Origin of the sequence: Brevibacillus parabrevis (assembly GCF_003710905.1) — a bacterium.
Classification (GTDB): domain Bacteria; phylum Bacillota; class Bacilli; order Brevibacillales; family Brevibacillaceae; genus Brevibacillus; species Brevibacillus parabrevis.
The window spans coordinates 150,631-172,132 of sequence record NZ_RHHV01000008.1 but is presented as its reverse complement, the minus strand read 5'-3'; the positions used below and the strand labels follow the sequence as shown (position 1 = coordinate 172,132).

The 21,502-nt window shown below is 52.5% G+C and carries 19 protein-coding genes; 6 read left to right on the top strand and 13 right to left on the bottom strand.

Annotated elements, in window-relative coordinates:
- Positions 1-54 precede the first annotated feature (54 nt).
- Together EDM60_RS10405 and EDM60_RS10400 are read right to left on the bottom strand one after the other, a co-directional pair.
- Positions 55-1,500, bottom strand: coding sequence for a polysaccharide deacetylase family protein (locus tag EDM60_RS10405; protein ID WP_371736944.1), 1,446 nt, complete (start codon positions 1,498-1,500; stop codon positions 55-57).
- A 396-nt stretch (positions 1,501-1,896) separates the two neighbouring features.
- Positions 1,897-2,397 (bottom strand): C40 family peptidase, encoded by a 501-nt coding sequence (locus EDM60_RS10400; RefSeq protein WP_122963919.1) that lies wholly within the window; start codon positions 2,395-2,397, stop codon positions 1,897-1,899.
- A 453-nt stretch (positions 2,398-2,850) separates the two neighbouring features.
- Here EDM60_RS10400 and trmB point away from each other — a divergent pair, with 453 nt between their 5' ends.
- Positions 2,851-3,495, top strand: a complete 645-nt coding sequence (gene trmB / locus EDM60_RS10395; RefSeq protein ID WP_122963918.1) for a tRNA (guanosine(46)-N7)-methyltransferase TrmB — start codon at positions 2,851-2,853, stop codon at positions 3,493-3,495.
- 115 nt (positions 3,496-3,610) lie between these two features.
- Entirely contained in the window at positions 3,611-5,092 is a 1,482-nt protein-coding gene (locus EDM60_RS10390; RefSeq protein WP_122963917.1) for a sensor domain-containing diguanylate cyclase, read from the top strand.
- A gap of 21 nt (positions 5,093-5,113) precedes the next feature.
- Here EDM60_RS10390 and EDM60_RS10385 read toward each other — a convergent pair whose 3' ends face one another.
- From EDM60_RS10385 to EDM60_RS10375, 3 genes are all read right to left on the bottom strand, one after another.
- Positions 5,114-5,833: a response regulator gene (locus EDM60_RS10385; RefSeq protein WP_122964069.1), complete on the bottom strand. Its 720-nt coding sequence runs from the start codon at positions 5,831-5,833 to the stop codon at positions 5,114-5,116.
- Positions 5,834-5,871: 38 nt separating this feature from the next.
- A complete protein-coding gene (locus EDM60_RS10380; RefSeq protein ID WP_122963916.1) occupies positions 5,872-7,458 on the bottom strand; it encodes an ATP-binding protein in 1,587 nt (528 codons plus the stop codon).
- A 103-nt stretch (positions 7,459-7,561) separates the two neighbouring features.
- Complete coding sequence (locus tag EDM60_RS10375) at positions 7,562-8,872, bottom strand: CitMHS family transporter (RefSeq protein ID WP_122963915.1); 1,311 nt, start codon at positions 8,870-8,872, stop codon at positions 7,562-7,564.
- Positions 8,873-9,099: 227 nt separating this feature from the next.
- On the opposite strand from EDM60_RS10375, the gene EDM60_RS10370 reads away from it, so the two are divergent.
- On the top strand, positions 9,100-9,321 hold the full coding sequence (locus tag EDM60_RS10370) for a hypothetical protein (protein WP_122963914.1): 222 nt from the start codon (positions 9,100-9,102) through the stop codon (positions 9,319-9,321).
- Between the two features lie 126 nt (positions 9,322-9,447).
- Here the strand turns inward: EDM60_RS10370 and EDM60_RS10365 are convergent, their stop codons facing one another.
- The 5 genes from EDM60_RS10365 to EDM60_RS10345 all read right to left on the bottom strand — a co-directional run bounded on the left by EDM60_RS10365 (position 9,448) and on the right by EDM60_RS10345 (position 13,891).
- Positions 9,448-10,314: an ABC transporter permease gene (locus EDM60_RS10365; RefSeq protein WP_063228018.1), complete on the bottom strand. Its 867-nt coding sequence runs from the start codon at positions 10,312-10,314 to the stop codon at positions 9,448-9,450.
- A complete protein-coding gene (locus EDM60_RS10360; protein WP_122963913.1) occupies positions 10,286-11,248 on the bottom strand; it encodes an ABC transporter ATP-binding protein in 963 nt (320 codons plus the stop codon). The genes EDM60_RS10365 and EDM60_RS10360 overlap by 29 nt, the downstream gene beginning before the upstream one ends.
- Positions 11,249-11,357: 109 nt before the next feature.
- A complete protein-coding gene (locus EDM60_RS10355) occupies positions 11,358-12,536 on the bottom strand; it encodes an anti-sigma factor family protein (RefSeq protein ID WP_122963912.1) in 1,179 nt (392 codons plus the stop codon).
- Positions 12,533-13,081 (bottom strand): RNA polymerase sigma factor SigX, encoded by a 549-nt coding sequence (locus EDM60_RS10350; RefSeq protein ID WP_122963911.1) that lies wholly within the window; start codon positions 13,079-13,081, stop codon positions 12,533-12,535. Before EDM60_RS10350 ends, EDM60_RS10355 begins: the two co-directional genes overlap by 4 nt.
- A gap of 108 nt (positions 13,082-13,189) precedes the next feature.
- Positions 13,190-13,891 carry an AAA family ATPase gene (locus EDM60_RS10345; protein ID WP_122963910.1) on the bottom strand — a complete coding sequence of 234 codons (702 nt, stop codon included), beginning with the start codon at positions 13,889-13,891 and terminating at the stop codon, positions 13,190-13,192.
- A 67-nt stretch (positions 13,892-13,958) separates the two neighbouring features.
- Between EDM60_RS10345 and EDM60_RS10340 the strand changes: the two genes are divergently transcribed.
- A complete protein-coding gene (locus EDM60_RS10340; protein ID WP_122963909.1) occupies positions 13,959-15,383 on the top strand; it encodes a L,D-transpeptidase family protein in 1,425 nt (474 codons plus the stop codon).
- A gap of 142 nt (positions 15,384-15,525) precedes the next feature.
- On the opposite strand, the gene EDM60_RS10335 is transcribed toward EDM60_RS10340, so the two are convergent.
- From EDM60_RS10335 to tkt, 3 genes are all read right to left on the bottom strand, one after another.
- Positions 15,526-15,876, bottom strand: coding sequence for a hypothetical protein (locus tag EDM60_RS10335; RefSeq protein ID WP_122963908.1), 351 nt, complete (start codon positions 15,874-15,876; stop codon positions 15,526-15,528).
- A gap of 96 nt (positions 15,877-15,972) precedes the next feature.
- The gene (locus tag EDM60_RS10330) at positions 15,973-18,558 is read right to left on the bottom strand and encodes a transglycosylase domain-containing protein (protein WP_122963907.1); all 2,586 of its coding nucleotides are present in this window, start codon (positions 18,556-18,558) and stop codon (positions 15,973-15,975) included.
- 169 nt (positions 18,559-18,727) lie between these two features.
- Positions 18,728-20,734: a transketolase gene (tkt, locus tag EDM60_RS10325; protein WP_122963906.1), complete on the bottom strand. Its 2,007-nt coding sequence runs from the start codon at positions 20,732-20,734 to the stop codon at positions 18,728-18,730.
- Between the two features lie 129 nt (positions 20,735-20,863).
- Between tkt and EDM60_RS28535 the strand changes: the two genes are divergently transcribed.
- Positions 20,864-21,019, top strand: coding sequence for a hypothetical protein (locus tag EDM60_RS28535; RefSeq protein WP_167470275.1), 156 nt, complete (start codon positions 20,864-20,866; stop codon positions 21,017-21,019).
- Between the two features lie 15 nt (positions 21,020-21,034).
- Complete coding sequence (locus tag EDM60_RS10320) at positions 21,035-21,493, top strand: NUDIX hydrolase (protein ID WP_122963905.1); 459 nt, start codon at positions 21,035-21,037, stop codon at positions 21,491-21,493.
- Positions 21,494-21,502: the final 9 nt, after the last annotated feature.

Here is a 21,502-nt window from a genome sequence, read left to right as displayed (position 1 = left end):
TACTCCTTATGAAAGAAAACAGCTATAGTCAATTCCAGGCAGTTTTCCCGCGTTTTACTTTGGAACCATGTCAGCCATTTTGACGAATTTGAAGCCTTTCTGTTTCAGCTTTTCCAAGGCAACAGGCAGCGCTTCAACTGTATGTATGTTGTCGAGCATATGAAGCAAAATGACGCTGCCGTTTTTCGTCTTGGTCATGATTCCGTTGACGATATCATCGGCGCTGTGTCTGGCATCCCAGTCCAGCATCGTCACGTCGTACATCGCGATGTTTTTGTATCCGACTGCCGAGATCAATCGGGCTGTCTCGTCGTTAACGACTCCTGTCGGTGGACGAAACAGCATCACAGGCTGCTGCTGAATCGCATCTGTAATGACACGGTGCGCTTTCACCAAGTCTTCTTGCAACTGCTGCGGCGAAATCGTCGTGACGACCGGATGGCTGTAACTGTGGTTCGCCACGTCGTGCCCGCCTTCCACCATCGCCCGCGCCAGGTTGGGGTTGTCCTCTACCCCTTTTGCCCGCAGGAAAAAGGTCGCGACGACATCGTGCTCTTCCAAAATATCGAGAATCTTCGTAACCGTCTTGTCGCTGCCCCAGTCGTCAAAAGTCAGGGCAATTTTCGGTTCGTTCGTCTCCATCTGATAGATGAGGTGATAGGTGGCATTTTTCGTGTCGGGATTGATTTTTGCCGCATCATAGCCAGGAATTTGTTCCAGCGGCTTGCGCTCTCCTCCGTTTTTCACAAGCTCCCCCAGCGGAACGAGCTTGTAGCCGATGTCATTGGCCGCTTTCGCAATATAGGAGATGGCGGGAATCACTTCGGGATTGATGTCTGTATTCATCGTAATAATCCCGCCCCTGGTCATGAACCTCTCCACGTACTCGCCAATCGCCTTTGCATCCTTTTTCATGTCCCGGTCTTTCGGATTGATGCTGTAGCTGACTACGCCTTTCATTCCCAACGCAGCCGCAGCCAGACGGACATTATCGGTAACATCCCCCGATTTGGTGCGCACATAGCTTGGAGTAACTCCGGTCTGCTTTTTGATTACGTCGTTGCCAAGCTGAATCTCTTTGTAGATTTGCTCATAGCTGAGTTGGGCATCGTCCAAGTGATTCAGCGTGTTGTTCTCGATTTCATGCCCTCGCTTGAGGATTTCCTTGGCGATCTCCGGCTCTTCCGCAACCCGCATGCCCGGGAGAAAAAAGGTCGCTTTGATCTGGTACTTGTCCAGCTCGTCCAGCAGCTTCTTCATGGTTGCGTCATCCCCCATCCCGTTGAAGGTCAGGGTCAGTTCTTTCTTTGCTGTATATACAAAAGGAATGACTTTGCTCTTCTCACCGTTGCTCGCGGGAATCGTTTGAGTCGTATTCGCTTTCGGAACGTTGTTTGCTTCTTCAACCCCAAACTGGCAGCCGACAAGCAAAGAGCTTGCAATCATCCATGCACTCCACGGCAGAACCCGCCGTTTGCGTGGCGTACGCGTAGTAACCATCAAGTTTCCTTTCCCCTTGTCATAAAATATGTACAAGAATGACAATATAGGTAATTTTACCTATGAAAAAAATTCCAGAAAAGCAGTTTTCTTTCTAATTTCGCACTATACACTACTTTTAAAGAGGTAGTAAAGCCCTAAATTCCACACTTTCCCTGCGTATGCCTGTGTTCATTTTACATAAACGGCTTATGAATGAACAACATACATATTGTAGTTTACCATAAACATTATCAGTCACTTTTCTACCATTTTCGCACGTATACAAAAAGAACGATCCACAAAGGATCGTTCCGAGAAGCATTGCGGCTTGTTCTTTTCCAAAATTTGCTTGCGCTTTTCTCGCAACAATCTGCGCTGCGAGACGTATTACTAAGTAAGAGAACAAAGAATCAGCTACAGAACACGTCGCGCAGAAACGAAGCGCTTCTCCCAGGACGTTCCTTTAAATGCGGTAAAGGTCACACCCGGTTGCCCGTAGGTATGTAGAATCTTGTTGTTTCCCGCATAAATAGCAACGTGAGTAATCCGCTTGGACTTCGTCGTCGTGCTCGCCTTGAAAAATACCAAATCCCCTTTTTTCAGGTTGGCCTTGGACACACTCACGCCTTTTTTCGCCTGGTCACGCGAGGTACGTGGCAAGCTTTTGCCTACTGCTACACGGAATACGCGCTGCGTGAAAGAAGAGCAGTCAAAAACAGCTGTTGTCGAGCTCTTTGCACCAAATTTATAGGGGGTCCCCAGATATTTTTTACCTGTGCTGATGACTTTGTCTGCCTTCGCTTGCGTCCAGGCTGCGTGAGCTACATTTTGCTCTCCTGGCATTGGCAGTGCAATCGCTGTTACTCCTAAAGTCAATCCCATTACGATTCCGATGAGGGTTTTTCGCAATTTCATGTTGTTCATCCTCCCTTTTGACAGAACGCGCTTCTACGAGATGGTTTCGGTAGAAGCTTTATTTATGCAAAGTTTGGGTGACCTCTCACTTGTTCTCTACTTTACCAAAGCTGTCGCGCTGTGAAATTACCAAAAACTTGGCAGAAACCGATTGAACAAATGGATGTGATTTCCGCTTGACGCCCTCAAGCCCGCTGTAACAGGCATTCCTTAAATTTTCAGTTTATTTTCATGCCAAAATGTTCCTCCGGTTTTGTCCAATTGTATCCAGTGCGATTCGCCGATTGTCCGCATCATATGCGACTTATGACCTATACCCACTTGCAAAAAATCCCTTTTCGCGCTATTTTCACGCGGGCAAAAATGGTTTCTTCCTTCTCTCTCTTCTCTATGCTTGCAACCTGTTGAGAGTCATCGTAAAGTAGATAGGAGTTCGTTTTGAAGGAGGAACATATGCGACTGCGTAACATCCCAGGCGCCGAAGCGGCCCTGCGTGAATATCCGACATTTGTAGACAGCCCGCTTTCCTATAAAGGAAGATGGAAGGAACGCTTCGGAAATGACCATCCGATCCACGTGGAGATCGGCTGTGGAAAGGGACGCTTCATTAATACACTGGCAAAGCGTCACCCTGATACGAATTTCATTGCGGTTGAACTGAAAGCAGAGGTTGTTTTGCGGGCCTTGCAGCGAACCGAGTACGAGACGATTCCGAATCTGGCATTTATCCAGTTCGACGCCTCCAAGATCAGTGAACTGTTCGCCGATCATGAAATTGCCCGGATTTATTTGAATTTCAGCGATCCGTGGCCAAAAGCGCGCCATGCCAAGCGCCGCCTCACCTACGCCAGCTTCCTGAACAACTATCGCCAGGTGCTCACCCAAGACGGCGAAATTCATATGAAGACCGACAACGAAAAGCTGTTTGAGTTCTCCCTCAATCAATTCGCTGCCGAGCGCTTTCAGATGAAGAACATCACCTTTGATCTTCACCAATCGAAACTCGCAGAAGAAAACGTGATGACCGAGTACGAAGAGCGCTTTTCTTCCAGAGGACAGCGGATCTACCGGGTAGAAGCCAGCTGCTTGATAAAGTAAGCGAAGCGCAACGCTTTTACAAGTAAATGACTCCCACGCGAACACGCTATGGATACAGCTCGTGCTTGCGTGGGGTTTTTTCGATCTTTCAAGCAAAGGATTGGGAGAAAAGCATATGAATCGCTACGATGATGCCTTTCACGAATGGAATAACAGCCTTTTGTTCGCGCGGTTACGGATGACCTCGATATTCTTGCTTTTGTGCTATCCCGTCTTTCTGTACGTCGATCTCGTCCTGCTTAAAGACGTCGGCAATCCGCTGTTTCTTTACACGCTTACTTCTATACATACATCAGGCTTTATCGCCTCCTTGATTCTCGTCTTCATCTATCAAAAATTTCAGAAGAGCGAAAGCTTCATGCGCTCCTCCTGGCCGCACTCTCTGATCATTTTGTTCGTGGCGGGCTACGTCCTAGCAAGCGCTCTGTCGTCTTTGAACAGCCACAGACTCTCGGGAAATATTGACGCCTACGTCGTCGTGCTCATCGGGGTTGCAGCCGTCTTTCCGCTGCGCCCGCGGTACTTCGCCTATATTCTTGTGCCTTGTCACTTGCTGTTTCTGTATGTGTTGGCGCAAATTCCCCAGGATGATTTCTCGCTTCACGCCAAACAGATCAATACGAGCATGACGGTGTGCATCTCCTTTTTCATCGTGCTTGCTTTCCATTCTTATAGAAAAAAAGAGTTCAACTACAAGCGTGAGCAAAAGGAATCAGCGGAAAATTTGCGCAAATTGTTTGACATCAATCCGTACCCGCTGCTTCTCTCCCGCCTCTCTGACGGGCGCATTTTGCTGATGAACGAGCGCGCCCAAAAAGAATGGCCCTGCACAGCAGGTGACGAAGAACGTTACGACACGAGCTATGTTTTTCAAGACGCAGCAGATCGCCAGGAAGTCGTCGAGCAACTGCGCAAAACAGGCAGCATCAAAAACCACGTGCTCCAGCAAAAAAGCGCGCCGGGCTTTACCCGTTGGGCCATGGTTCACTATGAAGTGATTGAGTACGACAACATCCCGTGCATTTTATCCGGGATGACAGACATCACCGAGTTGAAAAAAGTAGAAAGCGAGCTGGCAAAGCACGCCTCGATCGACTTGCTGACTGGTCAGTTGAATCGCCGGAGCGGGATCGAAGCCCTGCAACAGATCGTCGCTGAATCCCGCAGCTCCTGGATTTCATGCACGATTTGCTTCGTCGACATCAACAATCTCAAGCAAGTAAACGACCAGTACGGACACCGGGAGGGCGACGCGCTGATCACGACGGTGTGCGATGTGATCAGAGGCGTCATCTGCGCTGACGACATTTTGTTTCGCTACGGCGGTGACGAGTTCATCATCCTCTTTACCGGCAAGTCGCAAGAAGCAGTCGATGCGCTTTGGGACGTCATCTGGCAGCAGTTTTTGGCGATCAATGCCGCCCAGAAAAAGCCGTACCTCATTACGGCGAGCCACGGACTGTTTTATTTCTGCTCTGGTATGGATGTAACGATCGAGGACATGATCGAGCAAGCTGATGCAGCCATGTACAAAGAAAAAACCAGACGGAAAAAGGAGCTGTCCGACATGGTCGGCGGCGCTCATCCGCTGGTTTAATCCTGAAAAGCCGCTAGTTGTTCAGTTGCCGTCTTTTCGCCCGCTCACCATTCTGTACACACGTTCTGGCCGTCCAACCACGCCGTAGGAAAGGTCAGCGACGGCTTCGCCAATAGCAACCAGATACTCCAAATAGCGACGGGCCGTTGAACGGCTGATGCCCGTTTCTTTGCTGACCAGCTCGGTAGTAGCTTCTTGTGTTTGCATCAGATAACCGGATATTTTGTCCAGTGTAATCTGATCAATCCCTTTGACGGCTCTTCCTTCCGCTGGTTTTTTGCTGCTTGTCCGGGAAATTAGCTCATCAATCTGGGCCTGGCTGATTTGCTCCCTGTCCTGTTTCCACTCCCGCACTTTTTGCCTGAACTCCTGGTAGCTCTGCAAAGTCTGTTGCAGGCGGGCAAAAATCAGCGGCTTGGTGATGAAATCAAAGACGCCGTAGCGTATCGCTTCTACGACGGTATCCACCTCTTTGGCTGCTGTCAGCATGATGCAGTCGCACGCGGGAAACTGCTCCTTGATCACAGACAAGAAATCCAGTCCGTCCATGTCCGGAAAATAAATGTCCAACAGCACCAAATCGGGCTGAAGCAGCTCCAGCTGATCCCTGGCTTCCTGGGCATTGGTTGCAATGCCGACAACCTCGTACCCTTCCACCTTTTCCACAAAGCGACGATTTACTTCGGCAATCCTCAAATCGTCCTCTACAATCAAAACCCGTATTGCGCTTTTTCCCGCCATGCTCTTCAATACAGCTCTCCCTCCTTCATCTGCGACGTTCAAACCTCTTTCGGCAGCGTCACCGTAAAAATAGTTCCGCCCGCCGGATTACCTGTATGCGTAATATTGCCATGCAGCTGGGAAACCGCTTGTTGCACCAGATGCAGGCCGTACCCGTGATTCGGCTGCTGCTTGGTAGAAAAGCCAAGCTCGAATACCCGCTCGGCATGTTCCCGCGAGATGCCTGGGCCGCGATCTTCTACTTCGATCAACAGCACCTCTTCCATATCGAGCAAAAAGATCGTGATCTCCTGGGCAAAGGCGCCCGGTGCCCAGACGGCATCCATCGCATTATCGAGCAAATTTCCCAAAATGACAATCAGTTGGGCGCGATCAATAGCCGCTGGAATTTCGCGGAAGTTGCTTTCCGGATCGATTTTCAGCTCAATTTTGCGCTCATTGGCCTGATTCAGCTTGCCGAGCAAAAGTCCGGCGATCAGCGGATCTGGCACCTCTTGCAAAATGAATCGCGTGTGGCTGACGTGTGCATCCAGCTCGGACGAGATAAACTGGATTGCTTCCTGATACGACTCCAGCTGGATCAAACCGGAGATCAGGTGCAGCTTGTTGGAATACTCGTGCGTTTGCGAGCGGAGCACTTCAGCATATTCCTTTACCCTGGACAGCTCCTGCGTCACCTCGAACAATTCCGAACGGTTGCGGAAGCTGGCGACAGCGCCCGTGATCTGGTTGTTCGCATCCTTGATCGGCACGCGGTTGACAATCAGCACCTGCTCGTTCACCAGCGCTTCGCGGTCAAACTCGGCTTCCCCCGTCTCGATTACTTCCGTGAGGCCAAGCGCGTGCACCAGGTCGTCCTGCTTCTCTGTCAAACAATCGCGCTCCTTTTCCTGCTTTTGGCCGAGCAGTCGTTGCGCCGTCTGATTGGCAAGCGTGATCGCCCCTGTCTCGTTGACCGCCACAATGCCTTCGCGAATCGATTCAAGCACAGCCTGGTTCTCCTGATACAACCGTCCGATGCTCGCTGGTTCCAAGCCGAAAATCGCTTTTTTGACATTCCGGGCAAGCAGCATCGTACACACGACGCCCAAAAGCAGCGTGATGATCCCGACAAGCACAATCCGGTCGCGGTACGATTCAATCGTCTCATTAATATCGGCAAACAAAAATCCGACAGATACGACTCCTATCACTTGCCCTGCTTCATTATAGATCGGCGTTTTTCCCCTGAGGCCAGGCCCCAGCGATCCGACCGTTTCCGAGATGATCGAGTTTCCTTCGAACACCGTTTCGTTATCGCCCCCGACCATCGGCTTGCCGATTTCATCCGGGTCTGGATGGGAGTAGCGAATCCCTTGCAAATTGCCAACTGTAATAAAAGCGGCGTTCGTGCTTACCCGGATTTTTTCCGCAATCGGATTGATGATTTTGGCCGGGTCCTCTGTGTAAAACGCCTGCTTGATTTCCTCCATTTGCGCCACGGTTTTCGCCGTGTCCAACGCCCGTCTGCCAATCTCTTTTTCCAGGGCATCCGCGAGCATCAGCTCAAACGTAATCCCCAAAATCACGATGACACCTAGCAGGAGCGAACAGATGATCAACATCAGCTTGCTGTGAAAACGCACGTTCCTCTCCCCCCCTTCTTCTCATTGTAACCCAATTTTGCGTCCAACTGAAAAAGAGGCCCTTCGCCCGGCCTCTTTTTCCCGCAAGTTCGCAAGTTCTCTGCTACAACGTGAGCACTCCCGTAAGCAACGCGACAACGATCATGACAAGCGAAGTGCCGAATGCCCATTTCATGATAAAGCGCTGCGTCTGCGCGTAGTCCACGCCAACCATCCCCAGCAGCAAATATTGAGCGGCAAACAGCGGACTCAAAACGTGCAAGGGCTGGCCGAGAATCGACGCCCGCCCGATCTCTGCCGGATCGACCCCATACGCTGCTGCCGCATTTGCCAAAATCGGCACCACGCCGAAATAATAGGCGTCGTTGGACATGAAATACGTAAAAGGCATGCTGGTCAAAGCGACCAATACAGGCATGTGCGAGCCAAGCGAGTCCGGCAGCCAGGAGACAACCGTATTCGACATGGCGTCAATCATTTTTGTCTCGGTCAAAATGCCTGTAAAAATTCCGGCAGCGAAGACCATCGAGACAGTCGCGAGAGCGTTGCCCGCGTGCGCTGCGATCCGCTCCTTCTGGTCTTCCATTTTGGGATAGTTGATCAACAGCGCGATGGCAAACGCGATCATGAACAAGATGGGCAAAGGCAAAAAGCTGGTGATAAGTCCGAGCATCAGCGCAACGGTCAGCAGCAGATTAAACCAGAGCAGCTGTGGACGCTTGCTCGCAGTTGCTTCATGAGCCGCCGCCAACTCGGCTTGTGCTGGCGACGATGCGCGAGATGCACCGCCAAGCTCGATAATCCCCAGCCGTTTCCGTTCTGCTTTGCCCAATATACAGGCGACGAAAATGACCCAAGCGATCCCGGCAGCCATGGCAGGAATGAGCGGGGTAAACAGCTCGGATGCGTCCAGTCCCAACACACTCATCGCTCTCGCAGTCGGACCGCCCCACGGCGCCATGTTCATGACGCCCAGCGCAAGCATCGGAATGACCGCCAAAATCATCGGTTTGATCCCCATTCGTTGATACAGCGGCAACATGGCCGTGACCGTAATCATGTAAGTCGTCGTACCGTCTCCGTCCAATGCGACCAGACTGGCGAGAATCGCCGTACCGACGACGATTTTCAGCGGATCGCCCTTGACGATCTGCAATATTTTCGCAATCAACGGATCAAACAAGCCAGCATCCATCATGATTCCGAAGTACAGGATGGCAAACAGCAGCATGATTCCCGTAGGCGCAATCTGCTTGATACCGGCAAGCATCATCGTGCCAAGCTGATCCGCAAAGCCGCCGAGCAAAGCAAACACAACAGGAACCACAATAAGTGCAACCAAAGCCGAAAGTCGCTTCGACATGATCAAATACATGAAAACGGCTACCATTAAAAAGCCAAGCCATGACAGCATACCTTTTTCCTCCTTGGGAGAATGCGCTTACAACAACGTGTACGAATGCGCTTTCATTTGCTGCTGTCATTATAGCAATGTTCGTAAAAATCCGAATACAATTTGCGCATAAACAGTTTTACCCGCATTTTTGTCATAAACGTCATAAAATTCACGATACGCCTGTCTGCTTATTCGTTTAAATGGTACAATAGTGACAACCTATATTTTTCCAAACGGAGGTTTGCATGCTCGATTTCGGAATCGCATCCATCCCACTGTTCATCATGCTTTTGTTTTACGGCCTGATCATTTATTTGCTCATTAGCCTGATCCGGTTCATGAACAACAAAATTGCCCTCGACCAAGAACGAAATGAAAAGCTGGACCAATTGATCCAGCTTCTACAAAAAGGCGAACAAAAAGAACCAGCCGCTCCCCCGCAATCCGACCACCTTGACACACGCTAGACCGTCCTGTTGACCGCAAGCACTCACATCCCATTTCATGAAAAACGTCTCGACGTTTTTCCCAGAAAAAAGCCCGAGTCCGTCTCTTCACGGCTCGGGCTGCTATCATTTTCATCTTTGTGCGATCTACACATCCCGCTTTCCAAACAACCGGACAGCCAGCGCCAGCGTCGCCGCGCCGTAAAACAGCGTGTAGAAAAACATCAACTGGCTTGGCGGAGACGTGGTGCCAAATATCCCCTGGGAAGCAAACGAAATCGGGTCCTCCGCTGCCTCGAAAAGCGCGACCGTCGATTGTCTGAACAGCGAATCGGTAGGAAACAACAAGCTGGATATAATCCCGATGTTGATCAGTGCGTTCTCCCCCAAAATCGACCCGATCTGCTCGACAAACCCGCCGATGAAGCTGATTCCGTACAAAATGATCAGGATGATGCCGCCTGTTACCGTCGTCGTGATGCTGCTGAGCAGCAAGGAGACGCAGACGAGAATCACTGGCATCAGGATAAAATACCCGAGCGACGTCCCTATTTGCTGCGCACTCACGTCAACCGCCAGCATGCCTCCGCCAACCCATTGATTGATCCCGAGAATGCCGAGAAACATCAGGAGCGCATAGAGGACAAGCATGCTCGTCAATCCGCCGAACTTCCCCAGGACGTATCGGTGGCGCGGCAACGCCCGGGCCAACCACGTATCAATCTGATGACTCTCGACTTCGTGGGCAATACTGCCGACACTGCTCAGGATCGCGAGCAGCGCCGTAATGAACGAACCAAAGTACAGGCCCATGCCGAGCAGTTGCGTGGAGAAAAAGTTTTTTTGCAGCAGCATGTCACTTGCCCTGCCACCCCATGACTCGTTCATTTCCCGCGCCGCATACCAGGTCGCTACGCCAAACAGCAACAGGAAAGCCAGCGACATCAATATCGTAATCGTAAAAATCCGCTTGGAGATCATCTCCCTATACGTGATTTTCATGATCGGCCACATGTGCTTCCCCCTCCTTCTTTTGCACCCAGTACAAAAATACTTCCTCCAGCGATTGCTGCTTTTGCACAACCTCATGTACTGCAGCGCCTCGGCCAACCAGTGCCTGCAAAAGAGCCGGAACCCGGTTGTCCTGATCCAGAGTCAAAAGCCACGTGGCGCGAGAAGCAGCTTCCCTGAGCAATCTGCTCTCTGTCACGAATGCCGGAAGCTCCTCACCCGCCGAAAAACTCGCCGCTTCCACCGTAAGCTCCACCTGCGGGGCAACGCTGCTCAGCTTGCGCCAATCTCCATGCACGACCAGCTCGCTGCGGTGAATAATCCCTACATAGTTGCAGACGCTCTCCATCTCGCTCAGCAAATGGCTGTTGAGAAAAATCGTTTTTCCTTGATCGCGGAGCCTGGTAATCAACTCGCGCACTTCTTTTCGCCCAATCGGGTCCAGCGCCGAGGTCGGCTCATCCAAAAAAATCAGCTCGGGATCGGACAAGAGCGCACAAGCGATTCCGATGCGCTGCTGCATGCCTTTGGAATAGCCGCGAATGCGCTCGCGCTCACGCCCTGCCAGCCCTACCTGCTCCAGTACATCCCGGATGACCGCTCTGCCCTGGGAACGGGACAATCCGCACAGCTGGGCGTGGTGCTCCAGAAGCTGTTGGCCCGTCAGCCAATCGGGGTAGCGAAACAGCTCCGGCAAATACCCGACCTTTTGCCGCGATTCCACCGTGCCGATCGGATGCCCAAGCATGACGGCCTTGCCCGCTGTCGGGTGCAGCAGACCGAGCATCGTCCTGACAAACGTGCTTTTCCCTGCGCCATTTTGCCCGAGAAATCCAAACACACTGCCACGCGGCACTTGCAAAGTGATGTTTTTGCAGCCCGCCTTGCCGTTGTACTGCTTGGACAAATCCCAGGTCTCGATTACGTAATTGGACATCTCATGCCTCCTAAAACTTGAAACTTTAGCGGAAAACGGGACAAAGCAGAGCCTCCCCCTACAGGAAAACTCTGCCATTCCGCTTTATATTTCGCTTTATGCTGCTTCTTTAGTTCAGCTGTTTTGCCAAAGCCAGAAGTTCTTCTCCACGCTTTTCGCTGCCATCCAAAATGTGGATTTTCCCGTCTTTTTGCCAAACGAGATGCGTATTGTACTCGCTTGTGAGCAGCATGCCCTCTTCGCCGTTCACTTTGACTTCTTTCATGTCGCTTTTGCCGTCCGCCATGTACGGAACAGGAATCGTATGTTTCCAGTCTTTGATGTCAAGCATTTGCTTTTTCACTTGCTCCGGGATAAACGGCAGAGCCAGCATCGTCTCGCGCAGCTTTTCCAGATCTACGCCATCGGGAGCTTTCAGCTCAGGCGCGTCCACAATCGTGTAGGAATAGCTCTCTTTTCCGGTGCCGATATATGTTGTTTGCATTTTCGGCACTTCCAGCGAGATGCGCTTGCCATTCAGCTCGTCGTCGAAGCGAGCATCAATTTGCAGTTGGGCAAGCAGCTTGTTTGCCCGCTCGGTGTCGATTTCGAGATGCATGCGATACGGCGAGGTAACTTCTACCCCTTCCACAGCCATGTCGGCAGGCACTGACGGCAGCTTGACTCCCGCTTTTTCCGCAGCTTCCCGGTTGTTGTAGTAGTGGTTACGGCTTTCCTGTTTGTTGTCATCCATTCCGTCGATTTCGATCTTTCCGATTCCTTTCAGATCGATCTCCCCGGCTTTGCCGCTTGCCATCCAGTTTTCCACTTCTTGCAAGTCTTCTTGCGTCACTTTGACAAATTCGACTTTGCTCATGCGAAACATGGACAAAAAGTCATTAGCCGCCGCCTGTACTTGCGGAAAAGACAGAGACACGGCGACCACAGCTGCTGCCGATGCCGCTGTTACCCAGCGTTTCGTCGATTTGTTCATTTCGTTCCAGCTCCTTTTTGCTTTGCGCTCTTTGTGGTGATTCCACTCACGCAACTGATTGCTCTTGTTTGCCTTTCCTACTGTTTGCGAAAACCGCTGCCAAGCTGCGTCCGTGTTCACTTTCACCTGATCGGCACGGGCGAATACGTCTGCTTCGATCTGTTCCCGCGACCAAACGTCCAAAGCCATCAGCTCATCCAGGCGAGCGCGGCATTGCTCGCACTCCGTCAGGTGACTGCGGAACTGCTCGCTCTCCCGGGCTTCGCACTCTCCATCCAGAAAAGCCTGGATAAAGCCCGTATCTGCACATTTCATCCCTCTTCCCCCCTGATCCGCTCGTATAGCCTGCGAAATTTGTTTTTCGCTCGCGCCAAAATCGTTCCGACAGATTGAACCGGAGTTCCAGTCGCTTTTGCCAGCTCGGCGTAGGGAAAGCCGGAGTATTTCATGACCAGCAAAGTACGCTCACGCTCATCCAGCTCGTCCAGCACCTCTTGCACGTGGCTGATCGCTTCTTTTTCCAGCCATGCTTCCTCGGATGACGGCGTGGTGTGCGCCTGATCCGCAGTAGTGCGCTCCTGCCTGTCCTGCCTGCGCTTCTCTGATCGCAAATAGTTGCAGGCTGCATAGAGTGCCGCTTTGGATAGCCAAGCCGGGATATTCTCTACAGTGGAGCGATCTGTATCGTAAAAGGAGAGAAACACTTCCTGAGCGACATCTTCTGCTGCTTGCTGCTCGCGGACAATCCGCATCGCCTGCCGGACAACGAACGGGTAGTAAGCGGTAAACAGATCGTGAAACGAGTCTGCATCGTCTTGCACCCGCGTCTGGTTCATCGCCAGTTTTGCCTGCACCTCCATCACGTCTCCTCCTTCCTGCAAAGGCCGCTGACTCAGCTTCTATCGCGTTCTACACCTTATAGAAACCGCCGGGACCTTTTTTGTGACAGGATATTTTTAAAAAAATCGTTATTCGTCTAAAAAAGCAGCCGGCTTCTCCAAAAACCGCCGGGTCAGTTGGTAGTGCTCCGTCTCCTGATACCGCACTTCCTGCACAGGCGATTCGTCAAAGCTGAAGATTTTCGCTCCGGGAAAGCCCATCAAAATCGGGGAATGAGTCGCGATCACAAACTGCGCGCCCTCTGCCACCAGTTCGCGCATCAAAAACAAGAAGGCCAGTTGACGTTTGGGCGACAGGGCCGCCTCAGGTTCGTCCAGCAAGTAAATGCCTTTGCTGTTGAAGCGGTTGGTGAACAGCGACATGAACGCTTCCCCGTGCGATTGCGCGTGCAGCGACCTCCCGCCGTAACTGCCGCTGCCGCCGATCGAGTCGATGTGGCTGGCAAACTGGTAAAAGCTCTCGGCCCGCAAGAAAAAACCGTTCGTCTGCTTCGGAAGCCAGGAAAGCCGGATATAGTCGCCCAGACTCGCTTCGGACTTGTGGACGTCATAATAATTGTTGCGCGATCCGCCAGCCGTGTGAAAGCCGCACTGATACGCGACGGCTTCGAGCATCGTCGACTTGCCCGAACCGTTTTCCCCGACCAAAAAAGTCACGCTCGTGTCCAGCTCGATCGCCTCCAAATTTCGCAGCGACGGCAGGTCAAACGGATACCGCCCCGCCTCGGGAAACTTCTCGCGTAACAGCTTGATCGTCCGTAAATAAACCATTATTTTCCCCTCCACACTCACTTTTTTGCCGAGCCACGCCGATACAACCATATAGGGGGGAGTATCGGTGGACAAGGTTTCCTTTCTTCAGGAAAAAAGCGCCTTTCATATGAAATATCCAGAGCAAAGCGACCTCTCCTTCTACCGGTGGTTTACCCAGCAACACCCGGATGAAGCGATTGGCTGGTACCATCTTGGCCAAGCAAAAGAAGCGCAAGGCGACACGCAGCAGGCGCTCGCCGCTTACAGACAAAGTCTTTTTGCCAAACAAGGCCCTTATTTTAACGAGGCGCGAGACGCCTATCAAAAATTGCTTCGCGAGCAAAAACGCCAGAACTGGCGCAACCAGGCACGCTTGCTTCTGGCGGCACTCGCCTTTTTGTACGCCCAGTTTGTGTTCTCACCCGGGCCTTTGCAAGATGCCGCTCCTGCTGCCCGCACACAGACAGCGGAAAAGCCTGTCGGCACTCCTGCTGGATCGCAGCCTCATGTCGAGGTGATTGCGGTTCCTGCGGCACTTGACCCGAAACAATTGCAGAGCCAGGTTCGCCGTTATGTAGAGGGGCGTCGTCCGGCGCTGACACAGCCGTATACAGTCATCGTCGTTCCGGAAGTGCCCGGATCGCCGCTGTTTACGCCACTGTTGTTTTATCAGCCCAAACAGGTAAAAGGGATTGTGCAATACAATCCCGCCAGCCGGAGTGTCATCAGCAAGCGCTGGTTTGCAGCACCAGCCAGCTTCGCTCAGGAGGCGGCGCTTGCAACAGCGCGCACAGACCTCGCAACCGAGCAGCAAACACTCCAGCACGTGCTGACATTGCGCAATGCCCTCTATCGCTACTATCAGCAAAAAGGGACCCTTCCAACCAGGCTGGCGGATTTGGCAGCAAGCTACCCCGGCAACTATTTGCCGCAAATCCCTGTTCCGCCAAAACGTCTCTTGCTGGAAAGCTATCCGTATCACCCCGCTGCTTTTCAGAGCGGAGCGGCATGGGCAAGCTTGCGCGATGTCCTGCCGCTTCCCGGCTATCCTGAGCCGCTGTCGCCTTTGGAACCGCTGCAAGTTCGCCTTGCACAAAAGTCGCACACGCTCCAGCTTTTGAGCGGCACGCATCTCGTGCGCAGCTATCCGGCGGGCATCGGCAAAAACGACTCGACGCCAGAGGGGTACTATACGATCTTGCAAAAAATCAACAAACCGCGCGGCCATGACAACATATACGGCACACGAGGGATGGTTTTTCAAGGAAACGGCTATGCGATCCACGGCACCAACCATCCGGAGAGCATCGGAACCTCCGTGTCTCTCGGCTGTGTGCGCTTGCTCAATGCCGCTGTGGAGGAACTGTACTCCTTCGTCTCACTGGGCACCGAATTTATCATCTCGGATGCCCCTGCTCCCGCAAGCCCGTGGAGCAATCCGCCTTTGTTCGTCCTTCCGGCGGGACCGGAAGAAGAAACGCCACAAGTCATTTACACCTGGCTGCATTAATGTGCAGCCTTTTTCCTTTGAAAAGACGAATCAGCCCTTCGTCTGGTTACGTGGAGATTCCATCCAAGCCAGTCGCCGCACCCGCATCCGCTGACGAAAAAAGCGCGCTCCCCAAGCGGGAACGCGCTACTTGTATTTGGTCTTATTTTTCTTCTTCCAACTGACTGATCGTTTCTTCCTGTTCTTCTTCCGGATTCCAGTAGTCGAGCACTTTGCCTTGCAGAACCTTGCCTTTGATAAACTCCACCTGCTGCTCACTGAAATCTTCTGTCCATTCGACGCCTAATTCCTCCGCCAACCGCACGACAGTCAACAGCTCTGACCAAGCGACGTAGCGTTTGTACCAGAAAAACTGTGGCTGCTCGTTCATATATGGGTACAGGTCGTCAAAATCGGTATGTTTACAGTCGAGAGCTCGCTCAAAATTCACTTTGGCTCGGCTAAGTTGTTCCTTGAAAAAAGTGGGCAAATCTCTTTGTGCGAAGTCAGACATGGACTGTCCCCCCTGTCTCCCGATTTACTGGTATTGTACCACGCGAAAGAAGATGTGCAAATAGCTGAATCTGTCGAGTTGTCTATCCTATGCCGCTCAGCCGCCGGTTGTTCCATTTGCTGGCGGCTGCTGTTGGCCGCCGTCTACAGGCTGTACTGGCTGCTGGCTGCCGTCAGAAACTCCCCCCGGCTGGTTGGCTCCCGGATTGGCGATATCAGGCGGAATCTCTCCAGGATTTCCCGGGTTTCCCGGGTTGCCCGTATTGCCCTGGCCCGGATTCGGATTCTGACCGTTCGGCTGGCCGCCGTTGTTGCTGTTGTTGCCCTGGTTGTCGCCGCCGAAATTCGGCGGAATCGTCACAGAGCCATCGCCGTCGCTATTGCCGTTATTGTTTTCATCCGGATTTTGTCCCTGATTGTTGCCGTCCTCGTGGTGCTCTTCTCCGTCGTTAATCAGGTTTTCCAGATTTTGCATGTTAATCTTGGTGATCGGGGAAGGAGTCTGCTCCTCGCCCTGGGCGTTGCGCGGAACCACCACATAGCGATACTGGTTCGGATCATCCAGCACATCGACATAAGTCGTATCCTTCAAGCCGGAAGCGATCAGCACGCGCTCGTCATTTTGCTTGACGCGGTAGACGTCATACGTGTAATCAGGAGAACCGCCAATCCAGCTCAAGACTACTTTCATCTGGTTGTTTTCCATAGTCAGGTCTGCTGCCAGTTGCAGCGGCTGCACTGTCTCTTCTTCCGGCTGTTCTTCGACGGCACCTGCTGGCGGTTGGAAATCTGTCGCCTTCACGCCCTTCAGACCTGCTGCGAGCACTTTGGAAAACATTTGCGCCGTCAAGCTGCTTCCCTGACGCATCAGATGCTGTTTGTCCTCGGGATCGAAGCCCATCCAGACCGCTCCGACGTATTCTGGCGTATAGCCGACAAACCAGGCGTCTTTGTTCACACCGCTGTCTCCGGCAATCGATTGGGTCGTCCCGGTTTTTCCGGCTACATGACGGCCAGAGATTCGGGCAGCTTTCCCCGTCCCTTCCTGAACCGCCCGCTCCAGCATCGTGTGAACCGTCCACGCCGCCTGCGGCTTGAGCACTTGCGTTTGCTTGTCTTCGTATTCACGAACGACGCCTTCGCTCTTGTTTTCGATTTTGGCAATCGTGTGCGCTTCCGACATAACCCCGCCGTTGACAAAAGTCGTGTACGCCTGCGCCATTTTCAACGGAGACGTCCCTTGGCTAAGACCGCCGAGGGCGATGGCCAGGTTGCGGTCCTCCGGCGCCAGGTCGACGCCGAATTTTTTCAGGTAATCCAGCCCGTTATTGACTCCGATTTCATTTAACAGCCAAACAGCAGGCACGTTGAGCGAGTCGATCAGGGCGCGGTTCATGCTCACCGTTTCGCTGTATTTGTTGTTGTAGTTGCGCGGCTCATAGCCGTTGAAGCTTTGCTTTTTGTTGCTGAGGGAAGAGTTCGGCCCCCATTTTCTGCCGTCCATATCAACCGCAGGCGCGTACACCGCCAGCGGCTTGAAGCTGGAACCTGGCTGACGCTTCATATCGGTCGCGTAGTTAAAGCCTTTTGCGGCGTAATTGCGGCCGCCCATCATTCCGGCGATCCCGCCGTTTTTCGCATCCACGACAATCATCGCGGACTCGACGCCGCGTTTTGCGCCGTCTTTCGGGAAGTTTTTCGCGTTGGCGTACTCCGCGATCATCGCATCCTGTACTTTCGGATCGAAGGTCGTATAGACGTGCCAGCCGCCACGGTACAACTCTTCCTCCGTCACGCCGTAATTTGCTTCCGCTTCGTCCACCATATGGTCGAAGAAAGCGCGGTAGCCTTTTTTCAGGCTCGCTCCAGCCGTCTCTGTCGGCTCGGTAGGCAATGCCTCCGCCTGCGCTTCATTTTTTTGTGCCTCGGTAATAATGCCTTGCTCGTACATCAGGCGAATGACCGTATCGCGCCGCAGCTTCGCCTTCTCTGGGTTGTTGAACGGCGAGTACGTCGTCGGCGCTTTCGGAATTGCTGCGAGCATCGCTGCTTTGGCAACCGTAAATTTATCAGAGCTGACGGACATTCCGAAGTAGTAGTTCGAAGCGTCCTCGATCCCGAACTCCCCTTCACCCAAGTACACGCGGTTGAGATACATTTCCAAAATCTGATCCTTGGAATAGCGGCGCTCCAGTCCGATCGCAATGCTCATCTCTTTGGTCTTGCGCCAAAACGTTTGGTCCAGGTTGAGGAAAACGTTTCTGGCAAGCTGCTGGGTGATCGTGCTTCCCCCTTCAGCCAATGAACCTTTTTTAATGTCATTGATGATAGCTCCGCCGATCCGTACCATATCGACGCCTTTGTGCTCGTAAAACCGTTTGTCCTCGACAGCAAGGAATGCGTCAATCAACACTTTGGGCACTTCGTTGATCGGTTTGTATTCACGGTTTTTTTGACGTATCAGACTCGTCATCTCTTCACCGTTTTTGTCATATATGACCGTTGGTTCTGCTTTCAAGTCTTTCAGCTTCTGTTCGTTTTCCGCAATCATCCGGTCTCCCGCGTACAACAGGGAAAAGTATCCCCCGATGACGCTCAAGATGAGAAAGACGGCGAATCCTACGGCAATCATCAGCAAGTTGTTCTTTTTCTTCCTGACTTTCTTCTTGGCCTTTGTTGCCATTTCTTACCTCCTGGTTTTCTCTCTCCCCCGCATCTTATATAGACGGATGCTTTTGAAAAAAGTTTCTCCCTTTTGGCACGTGTCTATCATTCCACACTGTTTCGGTTTTGTCACTGGAAAAGCCTATCTCCTTGTGAGAGATAGGCTTTTCTTATGAAGCAAAGGCAATTTATTTGAGCAGCCCTTCTGCTGTAGCCACTACATTTTCTACGGTGAAGCCGTATTCGCGCATGATGCGGTCGCCAGGTGCGGAGGCGCCGAACTGGTTGATCGCGATCACTTTTCCGCCATCTCCAGCATAACGTTCCCAGCCCATAGGAGAGCCCATCTCTACTGCTACACGCGCTTTTACTGTCGGAGGAATGACCGCATCGCGGTACTCTTGCGGCTGACGCTCGAACAGGTTCCAGCTTGGCATGGACACGACTCGTGCCTCGATTCCGCGGGAGAGCAGCTCTTCACGCGCTTGCATTACCAAGGATACTTCGGAGCCGGTAGCGAGCAAGATCAGTTGCGGATTGCCGCTTGGAGCGTCTGCGAGCACATATGCCCCTTTGCTCACGCCTGCTTCCGCTTTCTCGATGGTCTCTGGCAAGACTGGCAAGTTTTGGCGAGTCAAAACAAGTACGACTGGCTCGTCTGTGCGGGAAACAGCGTATTTCCAAGCTTCGTTTGTCTCTACGGCATCAGCCGGACGCATAATGGTCAGTCCTGGCATCGCGCGCAAGGACGCCAATTGTTCGATCGGCTCGTGAGTCGGGCCGTCTTCCCCTACAGCGATGGAGTCGTGAGTGAACACGTACACAACCGGCTGTTTCATCAGAGCAGACAGGCGGATAGCCGGACGCACGTAGTCAGAGAAGACGAAGAACGTACCGCCGTATACTTTTACCCCACCGTGCAGAGCCATACCGTTGAGTGCTGCCCCCATGGCGAACTCGCGAACACCAAACCAGATGTTGCGGCCATCGTAGGAGCCTGGCAGGAAGTTGCCCGCTTCTTTGATCACCGTGTTGTTGGAGTGAGCCAGGTCTGCGGAACCGCCGAGGAAAAACGGCACGGATGTTGCCAATGCATTGATTGCGTTTCCGGAAGCGACGCGGGTTGCCAGCTTCGCCCCTGCTTCGTATACCGGCATGTTGGCATCCCAGCCTGCTGGCAGGTGGCCTTCCTGTGCTGTCGTGAATTGCGCAGCCAGGTCCGGATATGCTTTGGCGTACTCGGCAAACAGGTCACGCCATGCCGCTTCCGCTTTTTCGCCCGCTTCTGCCAGTCCTGCGTAGAAGTCAGCCACTTCCGCAGGAACGTGGAACTCTTGGTCATGCGACCACTCGTAGTTTGCTTTTGTCAGCTTCACTTCATCTTTGCCGAGCGGTGCGCCGTGGGAAGCGCTGGAGCCGCCTTTGTTCGGGCTGCCGTAGCCGATGACAGTTTTGACTTCGATCAGCGTAGGACGATCCAGATCTTTTTTCGCTTCAGCGATAGCGGCATCAATCGCTGCCAGATCGTTTCCGTCTTCTACGCGCAAATATTGCCAGCCGTACGCTTGGTAGCGTCCTGCCACATTTTCCGAGAACGAGCGGGACAGTTCGCCGTCCAGCGAGATATCGTTCGAATCGTACAGCACGATCATTTTGCCCAGTTTCAGGTGAGCAGCCAGGGAAGAAGCCTCGCTGGATACGCCCTCCATCAGGTCGCCGTCACCGCAGATGACATACGTGTAGTGGTTCACGATGTCAAACTTGTCGCGGTTGTAGACAGCTGCCATATGTTTTTCCGCCATGGCCATACCGACCGCCATCGCGATCCCTTGTCCCAGCGGTCCAGTCGTTGCGTCAACACCAGCCGTATGTCCGAACTCCGGATGGCCAGGCGTTTTGCTGCCCCACTGGCGGAAGTTATGTAGGTCTTCTAGAGAAACATCGTATTTCATCAAATGCAACATCGAGTATAATAGCATAGAGCCATGTCCCGCAGACAAGACAAAACGGTCGCGGTCGATCCATTGCGGATTGCTTGGATTTACTTTCATGAAACGGCTCCACAGAACATGAGCCATTGGGGCAGCGCCCATCGGCATTCCCGGGTGGCCGGAATTTGCTTTTTCGATGGCATCAATAGCCAGCGTGCGGATGGTGTTAATGGATAGCTGATCGACAGACGTATGCTGAGTCATCTCGCGAAATCCTCCCTGTGCTTTTCTATAAAATCATACCTAGTATCGGGTAAAACACACTGTGCCATTATAGCACAGTTCAAAGTCAGATTCATGCTTGCTTTCATAGAATAAGGAGGTCTTTTTCGAATGTCTTCTACGCTCTACCTCATCATTGGAATTGTTTTGGCCATCGCCGGTTTCGGCATGCTGTTCGCAGCGATGAGCAGTTCCCCTGCCCTGAAGAAAAACCGGGAAAAACTGCGCAGAAAAGCGGCCGAAAATCATCGTCCCGAAGAGCATTGAGAAAGGAACCTCGTCATGCGAAACTACTTTACGATGCCAGTTGCCGTGCACCTGTTTTTGCTGCGCGGACAGGAAATTTTATTGCTTCGCCGTTACAATACCGGATATGAAGACGGAAACTACAGCGTTCCGGCCGGACATCTGGACGGCAATGAAGAAGTCAAGGCAGCAGCCATTCGCGAGGCCAAGGAAGAGTGCGGGATCGACCTCGCACCATCGGACCTTTCGCTTGCAGGCGTCATGCACAGACGGTCTTTTGACGAGCGCATCGACTTTTTCGTCGTCGCGCGTAACTGGCAGGGAGAGATCGTCAACGCCGAGCCTGACAAATGCGACGAACTGATCTGGGTCGATCTCGACAAGCTGCCCGACAATATGATTCCCTATGTGAGACAAGCCATCTCCAATTACAGAAGGAACGAGTGGTTTGACAGCTTCGGCTGGGAAGCTTCCTCTGCACACGCCGCCAATTGAAAAAGGAGC